Genomic DNA, 15,991 nt, shown 5'->3' with positions numbered 1-15,991 from the left:
GGGAGAGTTCCATGCAAAACACCCTGCCTGACGCCGCCGATACGAACATGCTGGCCGTGGTCTGCCACGGCCCCAGGGATTACCGGCTCGAACGCGTCGCGCGTCCGCAGGCCGGGCCGCGCGAGCTGGTCATCCGCGTGGCTTCCTGCGGCATTTGCGCGGGCGACTGCAAATGCTGGGCTGGCGCGCCGCGCTTCTGGGGAGATCCGGAAAAAGGCCGCCCCGCCTATGTGCGCCCGCCGGTGATCGCGGGCCACGAGTTCTGGGGCCATGTGGTGCAGGTGGGCGAGGGTGCCCAGGAGCACCACGGCGTGCAGCTGGGTGACCGGGTGATCGCCGAGCAGATCGTGCCCTGCCATGCCTGCCGCTATTGCAAGACCGGCTTTCGCTGGATGTGCGAGGTGCACGATGTCTACGGCTTCCAGGGCCAGGTGGCCGATGGCGGCATGGCCGAGTACATGCGCCTGTCCGCCCGCGCCGTGGTGCACCGGATTCCCGAGAGCGTGGCCTTCGAGGATGCGGCCATCACCGAGCCGCTGTCCTGCGCCATCCATGCCGTCAACCGCGGCGACATCCAGCTCGATGATGTGGTGGTCATCGCCGGTGCGGGCACGCTGGGCCTGCTCATGGCCCAGGTGGCGCGCCTGAAGACGCCGCGCCGGCTGGTGGTCATGGACCTGTCGGACCAGCGCTTGGCGCTGGCACGCCGCTGCGGCGCCGACGTGACCATCAACCCCGCGCGCGAGGATGCCCGCGCCATCGTGCACGCGCTGACCGACGGCTATGGCTGCGATGTGTACATAGAGACCACGGGCGCGCCCTCGGGCGTGACGCAGGGGCTGGACCTGGTGCGCAAGCTCGGCCGCTTCGTGGAGTTCAGCGTCTTCGGGCGCGAGACCACGGTGGACTGGTCCATCATCGGCGAGGAAAAGGAGCTGGACCTGCGCGGCGCCCACCTGAGCGCCCATTGCTACCCCATTGCCATCGACCTGCTGGCGCGCGGGCTGGTCACCTCCGAGGGCATCGTCACCCACCGCTATGCGCTGTCGGAGTGGGAGAGCGCCATCCGGGTGGCCGATTCCATGGACTCGGTCAAGGTCCTGCTGCTGCCCCACGCTGGCGAGGCCCGGTGAGCGGCGCTACACTGCGCGCCTTTCCCGGCACCCTTGGAGGCACCCTTGACTGAAAGCGACCTGACGCGACTGGCGACCCTGTACTACGTCGATGGATGCACGCAGGACCAACTGTCCAAGGAGTTCGGCATCTCGCGCGCCACCGTCGGGCGGCTGCTGCGCCGCGCGCAGGAAGAGGGCATTGTCGAGATCCGCGTGCGGCCGCATTCGCTGGTTTCCGCCGACCTGGAGCGGCAGCTGACCGAGCGCTTTCACATCAAGCGCGCACTGATCGCGGTGGACCACAAGGATGCCGACCGGCAGCGCGAACTGCTGGCAGGGCTGGTGGCCAGCGAGCTGGAGCGCATCCTGGTCGATGGCTCCATCGTGGCCGTGGGCATGGGGCGCAACGTGTCCTCGGTCTCCGAGCACGCCCTGTCCGCCACACGGCGGGAATGCCACTTCGTCAGCGCCATCGGCGGCTCCTACCGTGGCGGGGAGGCGATGAACGCCGACCACATCGCGCGCCGCCTGGCAGCGCGCTTTGGCGGCAAGTCCGAATCGCTCTATGCGCCGGCCCTGGTGGGCGATCCGCAACTGCGCAAGGCGCTGCTGGACAACGACACCGTCAGGCACACCCTGGACAAGGCGCGCCGCGCCGACATCGCCCTCATCGGCGTGGGCGATGTCAGCGTGGACAGCAACATGGCCCGCATGGGCTGGTTTTCCGCGCAGGAGATCTCGGACGCCCGCCGCGCGGGCACGGTGGGCGACATGATGGGCTACGACTTCATCGACATCCACGGCCAGCCGGCCGCAACCCCCATGCAGGACCGCGTCATCGGCCTGAGCCGCGAGGACCTGCTGCGCATACCCAACGTCATTGCCGTGGCGGCCGAATCCAGCAAGGTCACGGCCATCCTGGGAGCCCTGCGCACCGGCGCCATCGACACGCTGGCCACCACCACGGCCAACGCCGCTGCCGTGCTGCAGCTGGACGATGTCATGGGAGCGACGCGCTGACGCAGTGGGGGAGGCGCGGCTCTTGGGCGGCGCGCCTAGTTCGACGCGCGGCGGTAGAAGGCCAGCGAGCCTGCCAGCGCCAGCAGCATGCCGCCGCACAGGCGGTCCAGCCACATCACGGCCCGCCCGCGCAGCAGCCGCGCGGCGCGTGATCCGGCGAAGGCATAGGCCAGCATCACCAGGAAATCGATGAGCGCGAACACCAGCGCAATGGCGATGTACTGCGGCGCCTGGGCGGCCGCCGGGTCGATGAACTGCGGCAGCAGGGCCGAGCAGAACAGGTAGCCCTTGGGATTGGTCACGGCGACCAGGAACGATTTGAACAGCACGGTGCGGGCGCTGTAGCCGTCGGCGCCGGCCTCTGCCTTGCCGTCACCCTGGGGTGCCGACAGCGATCCGCCCTGGCTGCGCAGCATGCGCAGGCCCAGCCAGGCCAGGTAGGCCGCTCCCGCCCACTTGACCACCGAGAACCAGAACTCCGAGGCCGCCAGCAGGGCGCCCAGGCCCAGCGCGACCGCGCCGACCAGCACGAAGTCCGACAGCACGGCGCCCAGCATGCCCGGCAGGGCGCGGCGCACGCCGTGGCGCGAGCCATTGGCCAGGGCCAGCAGCACGGTGGGACCGGGGGTGATGATCGCGATCAGCGCGACCAGGGAGAAGACGAGCAGGGTGGCGAGGGTCATGTCGGCGAAGGCTCATGCGGTTGGCAACAGCCTGCCACTGTGCCAGCTTTGCCTGCCTTGCGCAGCCCCTGCCGACCCGGGGCAGGGCACACGGGGCGGGCAGGCGTCAGTCGCTGCCCACGCCGCCGGCGGCAAAGACCGGGCCGCGCGTGCCGGGCACCCAGCCCGGGTAGGTTTCCATCACTTCGGCGAACAGGGCCGAATCGATCCAGCGCTGCAGCCAGGCCTGCAGGTGCGGCCAGGGCTGCTCGTTCCATTGCGACTCGTCGATGCGCGCGTACTGGCGCACGAAGGGGCGCAGCGCCATGTCGGCCAGGCTGGGGTTCTGGCCGAACAGGTAGCCGGTGGCCTCCAGCTGGTCGTCCAGCTCGGCCAGCCAGGTCAGGGCATCGGCCTGGGCGTGGTTGACCTCTTCGGCCGTGTAGCGCTCGGGGTACTTGCAGCGGTCCAGGGCGTGCTTGAAAAAGCCGTCGTTGCGCTCGATCAGCGCCAGCATGTCCGGCAGCGAACCGCTGGTCGGTGCCAGCCAGCCGTCCGGGTCATTGGCGTGCAGCGCGTGCAGCATGACATCCAGGCTCTGCTCGATCACGCGGCCGTCCTCCAGCACCAGCACGGGCACCGTGCCCTTGGGCGATGCGTCGAGCAGCGCCTGCGGCTTGTTGCGCAGGTTGATTTCGCGCAGCTCGCAGGCCAGGCCGGCATGGGCCAGCGCCAGGCGGGCGCGGATGGCGTAGGGGCAGCGGCGAAACGAGTAGAGAACCGGCAGGGTCTGGGTCATGGAGCGGGAACGGGGCTAGGGGCCAAAAGCGGCAGATGATAGCGCCGGGGCCAAAGTCAGGCGGCCTGCGGGTCTTGCCGCGGGCGTCCGTGGCTATTGCAGCTGCGCCAGCAGCCATTGCCTGAAGGTCTTGAGCGCCGCGCTGGGTGCGCGCGAGCGCAGGTGGGTCAGCCAGTAGGCGCCCGTGTCCACCTCCTGCTCGAAGGGGCGCACCAGCCGGCCCTGCTGCAGCAGGTGCTGGAACATGCGCGCCGGCAGCAGGGCCACGCCCGCGCCCTGGGCCGCCGCCTCGGCCAGCGTCAGCGAGGAGTCGAACATGGCCCCGCGCGCCAGCGGCGCGCTCTGGTCCAGCGTGGCAAACCAGCTCTCCCACTCCTGCAGGCGGTACGAGCGCAGCAGCGTCTGCCCGGCCAGGTCGGCCGGCTGGCGCAGGCGCTGGGCCAGGGCGGGGGTGCACATGGGCGTCAGCGGCGCGCGCAGCAGCAGCTCGGCGCGCGTGCCCTGCCAGGCGCCGTCGCCGAAGCGCACGGCCGCATCCAGCCCTTCGCCGGCCAGGTCCACGCGGTTGTTGTGCGTGAGCAGTCGCAGGTCGATGTAGGGGTGCTGCTGCTGGAACTGGCCCAGCCTGGGAATCAGCCAGCCGATGGCGAAGGTGCCGACCACGCCCACGGTGAGGACCTCGCGCGGGCGCGGTTCGGCCACCTGCTGCAGCGAATGCTCTATGCGCGCAAAGCTCTCGGCCACGGCAGGCCACAGCGCATGGCCCTCGTCGGTCAGCGCCAGGCCGCGCGGCAGGCGCCGGAACAGCGGCTTGCCCAGGCGCTCCTCCAGGTTGCGGATGTGCTGGCTGACGGCGGCCTGGGTCACGCACAGCTCGTCGGCCGCCCGCGTCAGGTTGAGATGGCGCGCGGCCGCATCGAACATGCGCAGGGCATTGAGGGGCAGTTGCATGGTGAGCCAAAAGTTTTTCTAAGGGATGCTGCCAATTATTCACGCTGGTCGCAGATTGGGCGCGGCGCTATCGTTGCGTTTGTCGATCTGCAACTGAAAAGGAAAAACAATGCAAAGACGCGATTTTCTGATGACGGGCGGCGCGGCCGCCTGGATGGCGGCCGGGCTGGCGGGCTGCGCCCTGCCATCAAAAAAACAGGGGGCTGCCGACCAGGCCTTCAGGACGGAGCTGGCGCGCATCGAGAAAAGTGTGGGCGGCCGGCTAGGCGTGGCCGTGCTGGAGGTGGAGTCGGGCGCCAGCGTGGACCACCGCGGCGATGAGCGCTTTGTCATGTGCAGCACCTTCAAGCTGCTGCTGGCCGCCCAGGTGCTGGACCGCGTGCAGCAGGGCGATGAGCGCCTGTCGCGCCGCGTGCACTACGCCAGCTCCCGGCTGGTTCCCTACTCGCCGGCCAGCGGCCCGCGTGCCGGTGACGGCGGCGGCATGACCATCTCCGAGCTGTGCGAGGCCGCCGTGGTGCTCAGCGACAACACGGCCGCCAACCTGCTGCTGGACGCCAGTGGCGGCCCGCAGGCGCTGACGCAGTGGCTGCGCGCCAGCGGCGACGAGACCACGCGCCTGGACCGCATGGAGCCCGAGCTCAACGAAGGCCTGCCCGGTGACGAGCGCGACACCACCACGCCCCTGGCCATGGTGCAAAGCATGCAGCGCCTGCTGCTGGGATCGGTGCTGGACGGCCATGGCCGCGCGCTGCTGCAGCAGTGGCTGGTGGCCAGCCGCACGGGCGACAAGCGCCTGCGCGCGGGCATGCCGGCCGGCTGGCGTGTGGGTGGAAAGACGGGCACCGGCGATCGCGGCACGGCCAACGATGCCGTCATCGCCTGGCCCACGCCGCAAAGCGCACCGCTGCTGGTGACCGGCTACCTCACCGAATGCCCGGCCGACGCGCCGCAGCGCGATGCGGCGCTGGCAGCGGCCGGCAAGGCGGCCGCACGCTGGCAGGCAGCAGTGCAAGGCTGAGTTGCGCCACCATGTCGCTTGATTTGGGTGATTTCAGAAAACTGGCGCGGCCTGAAGACGAGAGACACCGAGGAAGGGCCTGGGCCGGCCGCGCCGCCCCCGCACCGAGGGTGTCGCCGGCCGCCCGTATGCCTCCCCTCGTGAGGGGGAAGGCGCACAGCGCCTCAGGGGATTACAACTTCTTGACCAGGACCTGACTTTTGCGGTCCCAGTTGTACTTGGCCTTGCGCGCCTCGGGCAGCCAGTCGGGGTCCACGGGCTGGAAGCCGCGCTTGATGAACCAGTGCATGGTGCGCGTGGTCAGCACGAACAGGCTGTCCAGGCCCTGGGCCTTGGCGCGCTGCTCTATGCGCTTGAGCAGCTTCTCGCCGTCGCCCGTGCCCTGGCTCTTGGGCGAGACGGTGACGGCCGCCATCTCGGCCGTCCTGGCGCTGGGATAGGGGTAGAGCGCGGCGCAGCCGAAGATCACGCCATCGTGTTCGATGATGGTGTAGTGGGCGATGTCGCGCTCGATCTCGGTGCGGCTGCGCTTGACCAGGGTGCCGTCCTTCTCGAAGGGCTCGATCAGCTGGATGATGCCGGCCACGTCGTCGGGCGTGGCCTCGCGCAGCTCTTCCAGCTTCTCGTCGATGATCATGGTGCCGATGCCATCGTGCACATAGATCTCCAGCAGCAGGGCGCCGTCGATCGCAAAGGGCAGGATGTGGCTGCGCTCCACGCCGTGCTCGCAGGCATGCACGCAGTGCTGCAGGTAAAAGCCCGTGTCCGTGGGCTGCTCGGGCGTGGGCAGCTCGGCCAGTATGCGGCGGGCCGTGGCAAGCGGCAGCTCGGTGTCGATGGGGTTGGTCTCGTCGGCCGGGCCCGTGGGGTCCATGCGGATGCCCGGCACCTCGGTCATGAAGATCAGCTTGTCGGCCTTCAGCTCGATGGCCACGCGCGTGGCCACCTCTTCCATGCTCAGGTTGAAGGCCTCGCCGGTGGGCGAGAAGCCGAAGGGCGACATCAGCACCATGGCATCCATGTCCAGTGCGCTGCGGATGCCGCTCACATCGACCTTGCGCACCAGGCCCGAATGCTTGAAATCCACGCCGTCCACGATGCCCACGGGCCGCGCCGTGAGGAAGTTGCCCGAGATCACCCGCACCCGCGCGCCGGCCATGGGCGTATTGGGCAGGCCCTGGCTGAAGGCGGCCTCGATCTCATAGCGCAACTGGCCGGCGGCTTCCTGGGCGCAGTCCAGCGCCACGGAGTCGGTGATGCGCACGCCGCGCGAGTACTGGGCCTCATGGCCCTTGGCGGCAAGCTGCTCGTTGACCTGGGGACGGAAGCCATGGACCAGCACGATCTTCACGCCCATGGCCTGGATCATGGCCAGGTCCTGGACGATGGAGCTGAGCTTGCCCGATGCGATGGCCTCGCCCGTCAGTCCCACCACAAAGGTCTGGTGTCGGAACTTGTGGATATAGGGAGCCACGGACCGGAACCAGGGGACGAAGGTGAAGTTGAAGACGGTGGACATGGTGGTCAGTCGGGGCATCGGGCCGATGCCGGGCAGAAAAAAAAGGCCTGCGGACAGGTCCGCCAGGACATGCTCGCGCAGGCAGGCGCCAGTGTAGCGGCATGGCGCGGCACCTGCGCACAGAAATGGAATGGAACGCCACGCAAATCGGCCCTGCTGCACAGTGCCGGGGGCACAAGGCACAGGACCTTGTCCGACGGGGGCCCGCCTGCAAGCCCGTGTAAGCTTCGCCACCATCGGTGAACCACGCAAGGCGCCCCCATTCATGCCATTGAGCGCTTCCATGTTTTTTCCGTTGCTTGCGCGGCCCGCGCGCCTTGTGCCGTGGCTGGCGGCGCTGGGCATGGTCGCAGGGGCGGCCCAGGCTGCAGGGGAGGCTTCGGCCTCCCAGGCCGCCGCCGCGATGAGCTTCGTGCAGGCCCGCCAGGCGCTGCTGCAGGGCTCCGACCAACTGGCCGCCTCGGCCAAGGCCGTGGAAAGCGCGCGGCTCAGACGCCAGGGTACGCAGGGGCTGGGCGGGCCTTCCGTGGCCATCACGGGCCTGGGCTACCGCTACTCGGCCAATGCCGACATCGATCTCGATCCTGCGCGGCGCACCCTGGACGGCGTCCTCGGCCAGCTGCCGCCCTCGGTGGGGCCGGCCATTCCCTCGCTGCCGCAACTGCCCACTTCCTATGCCTTGCAGCGCAAGAGCACGAATGCCTCGGCCAGCCTGTCCCTGGTCTGGCCGCTGTACCTGGGCGGCCTGTCCGATGCGGTGCGCAGTGGCCTGGACGCTGCCACCGACGAAGCCCTGGCCGATGCCGCCAGCAGCAGCCACGCCCTGCATTCGCTGCTGGTGCAGCGCTACTTCGGCGCCCAGCTGGCCGAGCGGGCCGCACGGCTGCGCGAGCGTGCGCTTGAAGGCGTGCGCGTGCATGACACGGCGGCGCAAAGCATGCTCAAGGCGGGCGTGATCTCCCGGCTGGAGCGCCTGCAGGCCCGTGCCGCGCTGGCCGACGCCGAGCAGCAGGCGCGCAAATCGCGCGACGACGCAGACCTGGCCGCAGCGGCGCTGGCGCGCACGGTCAAGGCGCAGCGGCAGGTGCTGCCCAGCACGCCGCTGTTCGTCAGCAGCCGGCCCCTGCCGCCGCTGGACGGCTTCGTCGCCGCGGCCCAGTCGCACCATCCGGGTCTGGACAAGGTGCAGGCCAAGAAGCGCCAGGCCGAGTCCCTGCACGACGCCCAGGAGGCGCTGCGCCGGCCGCAGCTGCTGGCCTTCGGTTCGCGCGAGGTCAACACCAGCGGCAAGCCCAACTGGGTGGCAGGCGTGGCCGTGCGCTGGACGCTGTGGGACAGCATCGACCGCGATGCGCTGGCCGCCTCCTCGCAGCGCAAGATCGAGCAGGCCGAGCTGACCGAAGCCCAGGCGCTCAGCGACATCGCGCTGCTGGTCGAGAAGAACTGGCTGGGCGTGGAGCAGGCACGCCGCCAGTACCAGGCCCAGCAGGCCCAGGAGGATCTTGCGCGCGAGCTGCTGCGGCTGCGCGAGGCCGGCCTGCGGGAAGGCACCAGCACCACGCTGGACCTGATCGATGCCAGCCTCAATCTCGCCAAGGTCCAGACCCAGCGTGCCGAACTGGCCAACCAGTATGTGCAGGCCCTGGCCGCACTGCTGGAGAGCACGGGCCAGAGCGAGGAATTCGACCGATTCATGGCCCAGGCCGACATACAGATCCCACCCGACGCACCATGAGCACAGCCACGCCCGACCATCCCCGCAGCGCCACCGAAGCACCCGGCCCCGCGCCCGTGCCGCCGGGGCGCAGGCGCCCCTGGCTGGCCCTGGCCATCGTGCTGGCCGTGCTGCTGCTCGTGGCCTGGGGCTTTTGGCGTGCGGCGCAGCCCGCCCCCCTGTATTTCCAGGGCCAGATGGAGGCACGCGAGACCGACATCGCGCCCAAGGTCACGGCGCGCATCGCCAAGGTGCGGGTCACCGAAGGCCAGAAGATCCAGCCCGGCGATCTGCTGGTGGAGATGGACAGCCCCGAGGTGCGCGCCAAGCTGGCCCAGGCCGAGGCCGCGCGCGATGCCGCCCAGGCCCAGGCCGACAAGGCGCAGGCCGGCGCCCGCCCGCAGGAAGTGCAGATGGCGCGCTTGAACTGGCAGCGCGCCCAGACGGCCGCCGACCTGGCCCAGACCTCGCTGCGCCGCGTGCAAAGCCTGTTCGACCAGGGACTGGTTGCGGCCCAGAAGCGCGATGAAGCCGATGCCAACTGGCGCGCCTCGCGCGACCAGGCGCTGGCTGCGCGCGCGCAATATGAAATGGCGGCTTCGGGCGCGCGCCAGGAGGATCGCAGTGCCGCCCAGGCCCAGGCACGCCAGGTGCAGGGCGTGGTCGCCGAGGTGGAGGCCGCGCGTGCCGAGACTGAGCTGCGCAGCCCCGTGGGCGGCGAGGTGGTCCAGGTGCTGGCCCGCCAGGGCGAGCTGTCCCCGCAGGGCGTGGCCGTGGTCACCGTGGTGGACCTGGCCGACCAGTGGGTGGTGCTCAATGTGCGCGAGGACCAGCTTGCACGCTTTGCCCAGGGCAGCCGCTTCACCGGCCGCCTTCCGGGCCTGGACAACCGCGAGGCCGGCTTCGAGGTCTACTACCTGGGTGTGCTGCCCGACTTCGCCACCTGGCGCGCCACGCGCGCCGGCCAAGGCTTCGATGCGCGCACCTTCGAGGTCCGCGCGCGGCCGCAGCAGCCCATTGCAGGCGCGCGGCCCGGCATGAGCGTGGTCGTGGAAGGCGGCCGTTGAGCGGCCGGCGGCAGTGAGCGCGAACCCGCCCACGGCCTTTGCCGCCAGCCTGCGGCGCGAATGGCGGCTGCTGCGCGGGCGGCCCTGGGACCTGGCCATGGTCAGCTGGGTGCCGCTGCTGGCGCTGCTGCTCATGGTCTGGATCTTCTCGGCAGGCCTGGTCCAGCGTCTGCCCGTCGCCGTCTGGGACCAGGACCACAGCGCCCTGTCGCGCCAGCTGGTGCGCATGCTTGGCGCCACGCCGGGCCTGGCCGTGCAGTCGCAGGCGCTCAATGCCTCCGAGGCGCAATGGGCGCTGCAGTCCATGAATGCCTACGCCGTGGTGCAGATCCCGCCCGGCTTTGCGCGCGACATCAAGCGGGGCCAGGGGGCCGACGTGGTGCTCATGCACAACGCCCAGCTGGCCACGCATTCCAGCCTGATCCAGCGCGACCTGCGCCAGGTGGTGGGAACGCTGTCGGCCGGCGTGGAAATGCAGGCCCGTGCCAAGCGCGGCGACCCGGCCCAGGCGCTGCGCGTGCGCATGGAGCCCATACGCACCAACCTGGTGTCGCTGTTCAACATCTCCACCAATTACGAGCAGTTCCTGGCGGCGGCGCTGATTCCCGCGCTGCTGCACATCCTGGGCATGACGGCCGGCGCCTGGTCCGTGGGGCGCGAGCTGCGCGACCGCACGCTGGGCCAGTGGATGGCCGAGGCTGCGGGCCCGGCAAAGCCCGGCTGGAGCGCTATTGCGGGCGCCTTGGCGGGCAAGCTGGCGCTGTCCTGGGCCAGCCTGGGCCTGGGCGGTACGCTGGCCATGCTGTGGCTCACGGCCGGACGGGGCTGGCATCCGGGGCAGGGCGCTGCCAGCCTGGCCTGGGTGGCGCTGGCCCTGCTGCTGCTGATCGCCGTGAGCCTGGCGGCGGGGGCGCTGCTGGCGGCGCTCACGCTGTCGCTGCGCACGGCGCTTTCGGGGGCGGGCCTGCTGTCGGCGCCGGCCTTTGCGTTCAGCGGCGTGGGCTTTCCGCTGCTGGCCATGCCGGATTCGGCACGTGCCTGGGCCCTGTCCATGCCCTATACCCACTATGCGCGGCTGCAGATAGAGCAGCTGCAGATGGGCGCGCCCATCGTGCAGAGCCTGCCCGTGGTGGCCGGACTGCTGCTGGCCGCGCTGGTGTTGCTGCTGCTGGCCACGGCAGGCCTGGCGCGCGGCCTTTCCCGCCCCGACAAATGGGGAGGGCGTTGAGATGGCCAGGGGCTTTGCGCAAGACTTCATCAGCGCCCTGCGTGCCGTGTTCGGCGACGTGGGCGTGCTCATGCTGCTGGTGGGCGCACCCGTGCTCTACGGCTTCTTCTATCCCTGGTTCTATGGGCAGGAGGTCGTGCAGCGCGTGCCCGTGGCCGTGGTGCAGCACGACGGCAGCGGCCTGGCGCGCCAGATGCTGCGCTTTGCCCAGGCCAGCCCGCGCATCGAGGTGACCCTGGTCACGGGCGACGAGGCCCAGGCGCAGCAGGCCCTGCTGGATGGCCGCGTCATGGGCTACGCGCTGCTGCCGCGCGACCTCAAGCGCCGCGTGGTGCGCAGCGAAGAGGCCGTGGTCCCCGTCTATGCCAACGGTGCCTACCCGCTGGCCGCCAAGCAGGTGCAGTACGGCTTTGCCGAGGCCTTTGGCACGGTCTCGGCAGGCGTGGAGCTGCGGCGGCTGACGGCCGGCGGACAGAGCGCATTGCAGGCCCAGGCCAGCCGCTCGCCCGTCAACCTGCAGATGCAGGCCCTGTTCAATCCGACGGAAGGCTACGGCAGCTTCGTCGTCGCCGCCGTGGCCATCATCATCCTGCAGCAGACGCTGCTCATGGGCGGCGCGCTGCTGGTGGGAACCTGGCGCGAGCAGGGATTGGACCGGGCGCCGGCACGCACCTGGCTGGCGCGGCTGCTGGCGCTGTGCACGCTGGGCTGGCTCTCGGGCCTGTACTACTTCGGCTGGATCTTCGTCTGGCACGACTATCCGCGTGGCGGCAATCCCTGGGGCGCGCTGGCGCTGCTGGCCGTCTTCGTCCCGGCCGTGGCGGGAGCGGCGGCGCTGCTGGGCTGGTGGCTGGCCAACCGCGAGCGCGCCATGCAGGTGGTGCTGTTCACCTCCATCCCGCTGGCCTTCGTCGGCGGCTTCAGCTGGCCGGCCGAGGCCCTGCCGCAACTGCTGCAGGCGCTGCGCTGGCTGTCGCCAAGCACTGCCGCCATCCAGGCCTCGCTGCGACTGAACCAGGCCGGCGCCCCGCTGGAGGCGGCGCTATGGCATCTGTCCGTGCTGCTGGCCCTGGCGCTGCTGGGCTGGGTGGCCGTGCTCTGGCTGGGCAGCCGCCGTGCAGACCTGCCCGGGGATGGCCGCAAGTAGACCGATGCTGCGTCCAGCACAGGTCCGCCTTGGCGGATCCCATCATGGGTTGGACGGCGCCGCTCAGTCGCAGCGAATCGTGTCGCCTTCCAGCACGCAGATCAGCCCGTTGTAGGCGGTCAAGGTGTCGCGATACCGGCGATAGAGGTTGCCTTTGATGTCGAAGCAGCTGTCTGCCTTGCACCGGTCGAGCTTTACGGTGCGGGTGCCGGCTGGAGGGGTCAGGACAATCTTGGGTGGCTCCTGGAGCAAGGGCATATTCGTGCCGCAGGATGCGTTCACGTTGGAGATCTGCGCATTCATGCGCATGCGCTTTTCGCCTTCGGAGAGGCTGCGGATGCTGGAGACGAATTCCAGCTCCTTGCGAGCCTGGCTGCAGCCCGGGGAGGCTGATGCAGGCGTGGGCTGCTGCGCCTGCTGGTCGATCATGCGCTGCTGGCTATCGATCTGGCGCCGCTGTGCGTCGACGGCCTGCTGGCGGTATTTGCGCTCGTTGGCCTGCGCGGCCTCGGCGCGCTCCTGGAGAATCTCCGCATCCGTCTTTCGGCGCTCGATCATGCCGCCGACTTGCGCGCTGCTGCATGGACGGTCGGAGAAATTCATTTCTCCGGATGGATCCTTGCATTGATAGATCTGCGCCATGGCTGGAACTGCGAATGTCAGGCCGCACAACAGTGCAATGGCTTCACGCATGGATTCTCTCCACAAGAGGTCTGGACCACGATTTCCGATGGCCTGGCATGGCGTCCGTTCCGACATGCGCTTCACACTTCAGGCCGGCGCGCCCGCGCCGCGACCCCGTCCCTGCATGGCCAGCATCAGCAGCACCACGCCCACGATGGGCAGCAGCCAGGTGTTGATGCCGTCCCAGCCGGCCGTGTGCAGCAACTGGCCCGAGCCGAACGAGGCCACGGCCACGGTGCCGAAGACCAGGAAGTCATTGAGCGCCTGCACCTTGGCGCGCTCGGCAGGGCGGTAGCACTCGGTCACCATGGCCGTGGCGCCGATGAAGCCGAAGTTCCAGCCCACGCCCAGCAGCACCAGGGAGCCCCAGAAGTGCAGCAACTCCAGCCCCATCAGCGCCATCAGGGCCGAGGCCGCGATCATCACCAGCCCCAGCGCCGTGATGCGGCGCTTGCCGAAGCGCGCGATCAGCCGGCCCGTGAAGAAGCTGGGCGCGAACATGGCCAGCACATGCCACTGGATGCCCAGCGCCGCCTCGCCCACCGTGTGGCCGCAGCCCACCATGGCCATGGGCGCGGCCGTCATCAGAAAGGCCATGAGACCGTAGCTGACCACGCCGGCCGAAGCCGCCACGATGAACTGCGGCGTGCGCGCAATCTCGGCCAGCGGCCGGGCCTCGCCCGCCACGGCGCGGGCCTGGGGCGGCGGCAGCTTCAGGCCCAGCAGCAGCGGCAGGGCCAGCAGGGCGAGCACGGCCTGGCTGTAGAAGCTGCCGGCGAACGGCGTCATGGGCAGGGCGTCGCGCGTCCAGATCACCACCTGCGGGCCGATGATGGCCGCGATCAGCCCGCCGATCATCACGCGCGAGATGGCGCGCGCCTGCTCGGCGGGGTCGGTCATGGCGTCGGTGGCCGCGAAGCGGTAGCTCTGCACGCAGGCCGCGTAAAAGCCCGCCAGCGCCGTGCCGATGCAGAAGGTCACGAAATCGGAGTGCGCAATGCCCTGGGCGGCGATCACGCCCGAGACCACGCCCAGGATGGCGCCCAGCACATAGGCCGTGCGCCGCCCCATGCGCTGCATCAGCCAGGCCGCGGGCAGCGTGGACAGCGCCAGGCCCAGCTGGTAGATGCTGACCGGCAGCGTGGTGGCCGTGGGATTGGTGGACAGCTGCTGCCCCACCAGGCCGCCCAGCGAAATGATGATGGGCGGCGACGCGCCCCCCAGCGATTGCGCGGCCACGAGCAGGCCGAGGTTGCGGCGCTGCAGCGCTGGAGTGTGTTGTTCTGGTGTCATGGCTTGTGCGGCGGAAAGACCGCATCTTCACCGAAAAGCATGAGGGCTGGGTTAAGCGCCGATTCAGCCAACCGGGCCGGTCGTCCAGTCCGCGATGGCCAGTCCGGGTTCGGGAATGCGGCTGAAAACCCGGTCTCTTGTGACCAGCACCGAGCGCTCGCCGGTCTGCGCGGCCTGCTGCTGCAGGAGCAGGGCGTGCGCGGCAATCATCATGTCCATGGAGGCCAGCGTGATGCCGGCCGCCTCGCAAGCGGCGCGCAGGTGGCCGTAGGCATCGGCCACCTGGGCCGTCCAGGGCAGCACCTCGACGCGGGCCAGGAACCCTGTCACCCGCAGCGACAGCCCGGCAGGGTGGCCGCGCTTGGCGACCCCGTACATCAGTTCGGCCTGCGTGACCGCCGACACTGCGATCTGGTGCATGGGTACGCGAACCAGCTGTTCGCGCACGGCAGGGATATCGCCTTTGATGATGTGGCTGGCGATGTTGGTGTCCAGCAGGTAGCGTGTCATCGCGCACTGCCTTCGTCGGCAAACGGATCGCGGCCTGACTCTGGCTGCGCTCGGTCAGCGGTGTCCATGAAATCGGCCGGCACGTCGGTGGTGGCGTCGAGCGCAAAGAACTCTTGCCATGAGTCGGGACGGCGCGACAGGATCACGTCGCCCGTGATGGGGTCGCGACGTATGTAGACCTCTTTTTCCTCGAACCGGAATTCATAGGGAAGGCGCACGGCCTGGCTGCGACCGGTGGTGAAAAGCTTGGCAGTCTGCGTCACGGTGATTCCTCCTGCTGGTATGTATCAAAGTATATATCCGCGCTGTGACTTGCTGTACGCCTCCTGGAAGATCTGGTGGATCAGCTCCCTGAACCATTTGTGCCCCGCGTCATGGTCGTTGCGCGGATGCCAGACGGCGTCGATGGACAGGGCCAGCTCGGGCAGGGGCATGGGGCGCGCCACGCAGTTGGAGCCGGACAGCACGCTGTGCATCCAGTGCGCGGGCATGGCGGCCACCAGGTCGGTGGATTCGATGACGGGCACCATGCCCAGCCAGGTGGGCACCTGGAACATCACGCGCCGCGCCAGCCCGCGCTCGGCCAGGAGTTCGTCCACGATGCTGCTGCCCACGCCCGTGACCTTCAGGTGGCCCTGCTCCAGGTATTTTTCCAGCGTGAGCGGGGAGGCGGCGGCCGGATGGTCCTTGCGCATCAGCACCATCCACTGGTCGTCCAGCAGGCGCCGTGACGCCGACAGCACCGAGCGACCGCGCGAGACGGACAGCCGTATCTCCACGCCTTCGTACTCGACACGGTCCGAGGGCTGGCGGCCGTCGAAGGACTGCACCGACAGGCTGATGCCCGGCGCCACGGCGCGCAGATGGATGCACAGCTGCGGCAGCAGCAGCACGCCCACGTAGTCGGACAGGCGCAGATGGAAGTTGCGCCGCGCCGTGGCGGGGTCGAAGGCGCCGCTGACTTCGATGGCGCTTTCGATCTCGCTGAAGGCCTTGCGGAAGCTGCGCGCCAGGCGCACGGCCTCGGGCGTGGGCGCCATGCCTTCGGCCGTGCGCAGAAGCAGCGGGTCGTTGAACTGGGTGCGCAGCCGGCGCAGCGCATGGCTGACGGCCGAGGAGGTGATGCCAAGCCGCGCGGCGGCCTTGCCCACGCTGCGTTCTTCCACCAGGGCCTCGAAGATCACCAGCAGGTTGAGGTCGATGCTGCGCAGGTTGACCGGGGCCCGGGGCGTGCCGTCTGCATGTTGAATGCTGTTCATTT

At 69.6% G+C, this 15,991-nt stretch carries 16 protein-coding genes; 7 read left to right on the top strand and 9 right to left on the bottom strand.

Annotated features, from left to right (window positions below):
* Positions 1 to 11: 11 nt before the first annotated feature.
* Positions 12 to 1,133, top strand: a complete 1,122-nt coding sequence (locus ACF8O7_RS00600; RefSeq protein ID WP_180319177.1) for an alcohol dehydrogenase catalytic domain-containing protein — start codon at positions 12 to 14, stop codon at positions 1,131 to 1,133.
* Between the two features lie 45 nt (positions 1,134 to 1,178).
* Positions 1,179 to 2,135 (top strand): sugar-binding transcriptional regulator, encoded by a 957-nt coding sequence (locus ACF8O7_RS00595; protein WP_043822792.1) that lies wholly within the window; start codon positions 1,179 to 1,181, stop codon positions 2,133 to 2,135.
* A gap of 35 nt (positions 2,136 to 2,170) precedes the next feature.
* Here ACF8O7_RS00595 and ACF8O7_RS00590 read toward each other — a convergent pair whose 3' ends face one another.
* The 3 genes from ACF8O7_RS00590 to ACF8O7_RS00580 all read right to left on the bottom strand — a co-directional run bounded on the left by ACF8O7_RS00590 (position 2,171) and on the right by ACF8O7_RS00580 (position 4,547).
* Positions 2,171 to 2,818 carry a LysE family translocator gene (locus tag ACF8O7_RS00590; RefSeq protein WP_013801705.1) on the bottom strand — a complete coding sequence of 216 codons (648 nt, stop codon included), beginning with the start codon at positions 2,816 to 2,818 and terminating at the stop codon, positions 2,171 to 2,173.
* Positions 2,819 to 2,924: 106 nt separating this feature from the next.
* Positions 2,925 to 3,596 (bottom strand): glutathione S-transferase, encoded by a 672-nt coding sequence (locus tag ACF8O7_RS00585; protein ID WP_392441997.1) that lies wholly within the window; start codon positions 3,594 to 3,596, stop codon positions 2,925 to 2,927.
* A 93-nt stretch (positions 3,597 to 3,689) separates the two neighbouring features.
* Positions 3,690 to 4,547, bottom strand: a complete 858-nt coding sequence (locus ACF8O7_RS00580; protein ID WP_012206374.1) for a LysR family transcriptional regulator — start codon at positions 4,545 to 4,547, stop codon at positions 3,690 to 3,692.
* A gap of 109 nt (positions 4,548 to 4,656) precedes the next feature.
* On the opposite strand from ACF8O7_RS00580, the gene bla reads away from it, so the two are divergent.
* Positions 4,657 to 5,568, top strand: coding sequence for a class A beta-lactamase (bla, locus tag ACF8O7_RS00575; RefSeq protein WP_034367430.1), 912 nt, complete (start codon positions 4,657 to 4,659; stop codon positions 5,566 to 5,568).
* A 172-nt stretch (positions 5,569 to 5,740) separates the two neighbouring features.
* On the opposite strand, the gene argA is transcribed toward bla, so the two are convergent.
* Positions 5,741 to 7,087 (bottom strand): amino-acid N-acetyltransferase, encoded by a 1,347-nt coding sequence (gene argA, locus ACF8O7_RS00570; protein WP_392442030.1) that lies wholly within the window; start codon positions 7,085 to 7,087, stop codon positions 5,741 to 5,743.
* Positions 7,088 to 7,370: 283 nt separating this feature from the next.
* Between argA and ACF8O7_RS00565 the strand changes: the two genes are divergently transcribed.
* From ACF8O7_RS00565 to ACF8O7_RS00550, 4 genes are read left to right on the top strand one after another with little or no spacing between them, the layout of a single operon-like run.
* Positions 7,371 to 8,822 carry a TolC family protein gene (locus ACF8O7_RS00565; protein WP_392441995.1) on the top strand — a complete coding sequence of 484 codons (1,452 nt, stop codon included), beginning with the start codon at positions 7,371 to 7,373 and terminating at the stop codon, positions 8,820 to 8,822.
* Positions 8,819 to 9,868, top strand: a complete 1,050-nt coding sequence (locus tag ACF8O7_RS00560) for an HlyD family secretion protein (protein WP_016448246.1) — start codon at positions 8,819 to 8,821, stop codon at positions 9,866 to 9,868. Before ACF8O7_RS00565 ends, ACF8O7_RS00560 begins: the two co-directional genes overlap by 4 nt.
* Before the next feature lie 13 nt (positions 9,869 to 9,881).
* Complete coding sequence (locus ACF8O7_RS00555; RefSeq protein WP_034399486.1) at positions 9,882 to 11,096, top strand: ABC transporter permease; 1,215 nt, start codon at positions 9,882 to 9,884, stop codon at positions 11,094 to 11,096.
* Position 11,097: 1 nt separating this feature from the next.
* Positions 11,098 to 12,243: an ABC transporter permease gene (locus ACF8O7_RS00550; protein ID WP_349335624.1), complete on the top strand. Its 1,146-nt coding sequence runs from the start codon at positions 11,098 to 11,100 to the stop codon at positions 12,241 to 12,243.
* A 63-nt stretch (positions 12,244 to 12,306) separates the two neighbouring features.
* Here the strand turns inward: ACF8O7_RS00550 and ACF8O7_RS00545 are convergent, their stop codons facing one another.
* From ACF8O7_RS00545 to ACF8O7_RS00525, 5 genes are all read right to left on the bottom strand, one after another.
* Positions 12,307 to 12,936 (bottom strand): DUF4124 domain-containing protein, encoded by a 630-nt coding sequence (locus tag ACF8O7_RS00545; RefSeq protein ID WP_034367434.1) that lies wholly within the window; start codon positions 12,934 to 12,936, stop codon positions 12,307 to 12,309.
* 78 nt (positions 12,937 to 13,014) lie between these two features.
* Complete coding sequence (locus ACF8O7_RS00540; protein ID WP_016448243.1) at positions 13,015 to 14,220, bottom strand: MFS transporter; 1,206 nt, start codon at positions 14,218 to 14,220, stop codon at positions 13,015 to 13,017.
* 63 nt (positions 14,221 to 14,283) lie between these two features.
* Entirely contained in the window at positions 14,284 to 14,730 is a 447-nt protein-coding gene (locus ACF8O7_RS00535; RefSeq protein ID WP_392441991.1) for a type II toxin-antitoxin system VapC family toxin, read from the bottom strand.
* The gene (locus ACF8O7_RS00530) at positions 14,727 to 14,993 is read right to left on the bottom strand and encodes an antitoxin (RefSeq protein ID WP_043790233.1); all 267 of its coding nucleotides are present in this window, start codon (positions 14,991 to 14,993) and stop codon (positions 14,727 to 14,729) included. Before ACF8O7_RS00530 ends, ACF8O7_RS00535 begins: the two co-directional genes overlap by 4 nt.
* A gap of 24 nt (positions 14,994 to 15,017) precedes the next feature.
* Positions 15,018 to 15,989, bottom strand: a complete 972-nt coding sequence (locus tag ACF8O7_RS00525; protein ID WP_392441988.1) for a LysR family transcriptional regulator — start codon at positions 15,987 to 15,989, stop codon at positions 15,018 to 15,020.
* Between the last annotated feature and the right edge of the window lie 2 nt (positions 15,990 to 15,991).

This window comes from Delftia sp. WSY_16 (assembly GCF_043104415.1).
GTDB lineage: Bacteria > Pseudomonadota > Gammaproteobacteria > Burkholderiales > Burkholderiaceae_C > Comamonas > Comamonas tsuruhatensis.
This window is presented reverse-complemented; position numbering and strand designations above follow the sequence as displayed.

Coding starts and splice junctions, on each gene's coding strand:
- ACF8O7_RS00600 (WP_180319177.1), top strand. CDS start 12: ATGCAAAACACCCTGCCTGACGCCGCCGATACGAACATGCTGGCCGTG.
- ACF8O7_RS00590 (WP_013801705.1), bottom strand. CDS start 2,818: ATGACCCTCGCCACCCTGCTCGTCTTCTCCCTGGTCGCGCTGATCGCG.
- ACF8O7_RS00585 (WP_392441997.1), bottom strand. CDS start 3,596: ATGACCCAGACCCTGCCGGTTCTCTACTCGTTTCGCCGCTGCCCCTAC.
- ACF8O7_RS00580 (WP_012206374.1), bottom strand. CDS start 4,547: ATGCAACTGCCCCTCAATGCCCTGCGCATGTTCGATGCGGCCGCGCGC.
- bla (WP_034367430.1), top strand. CDS start 4,657: ATGCAAAGACGCGATTTTCTGATGACGGGCGGCGCGGCCGCCTGGATG.
- argA (WP_392442030.1), bottom strand. CDS start 7,087: ATGTCCACCGTCTTCAACTTCACCTTCGTCCCCTGGTTCCGGTCCGTG.
- ACF8O7_RS00565 (WP_392441995.1), top strand. CDS start 7,371: ATGTTTTTTCCGTTGCTTGCGCGGCCCGCGCGCCTTGTGCCGTGGCTG.
- ACF8O7_RS00560 (WP_016448246.1), top strand. CDS start 8,819: ATGAGCACAGCCACGCCCGACCATCCCCGCAGCGCCACCGAAGCACCC.
- ACF8O7_RS00550 (WP_349335624.1), top strand. CDS start 11,098: ATGGCCAGGGGCTTTGCGCAAGACTTCATCAGCGCCCTGCGTGCCGTG.
- ACF8O7_RS00545 (WP_034367434.1), bottom strand. CDS start 12,936: ATGCGTGAAGCCATTGCACTGTTGTGCGGCCTGACATTCGCAGTTCCA.
- ACF8O7_RS00540 (WP_016448243.1), bottom strand. CDS start 14,220: ATGACACCAGAACAACACACTCCAGCGCTGCAGCGCCGCAACCTCGGC.
- ACF8O7_RS00535 (WP_392441991.1), bottom strand. CDS start 14,730: ATGACACGCTACCTGCTGGACACCAACATCGCCAGCCACATCATCAAA.
- ACF8O7_RS00525 (WP_392441988.1), bottom strand. CDS start 15,989: ATGAACAGCATTCAACATGCAGACGGCACGCCCCGGGCCCCGGTCAAC.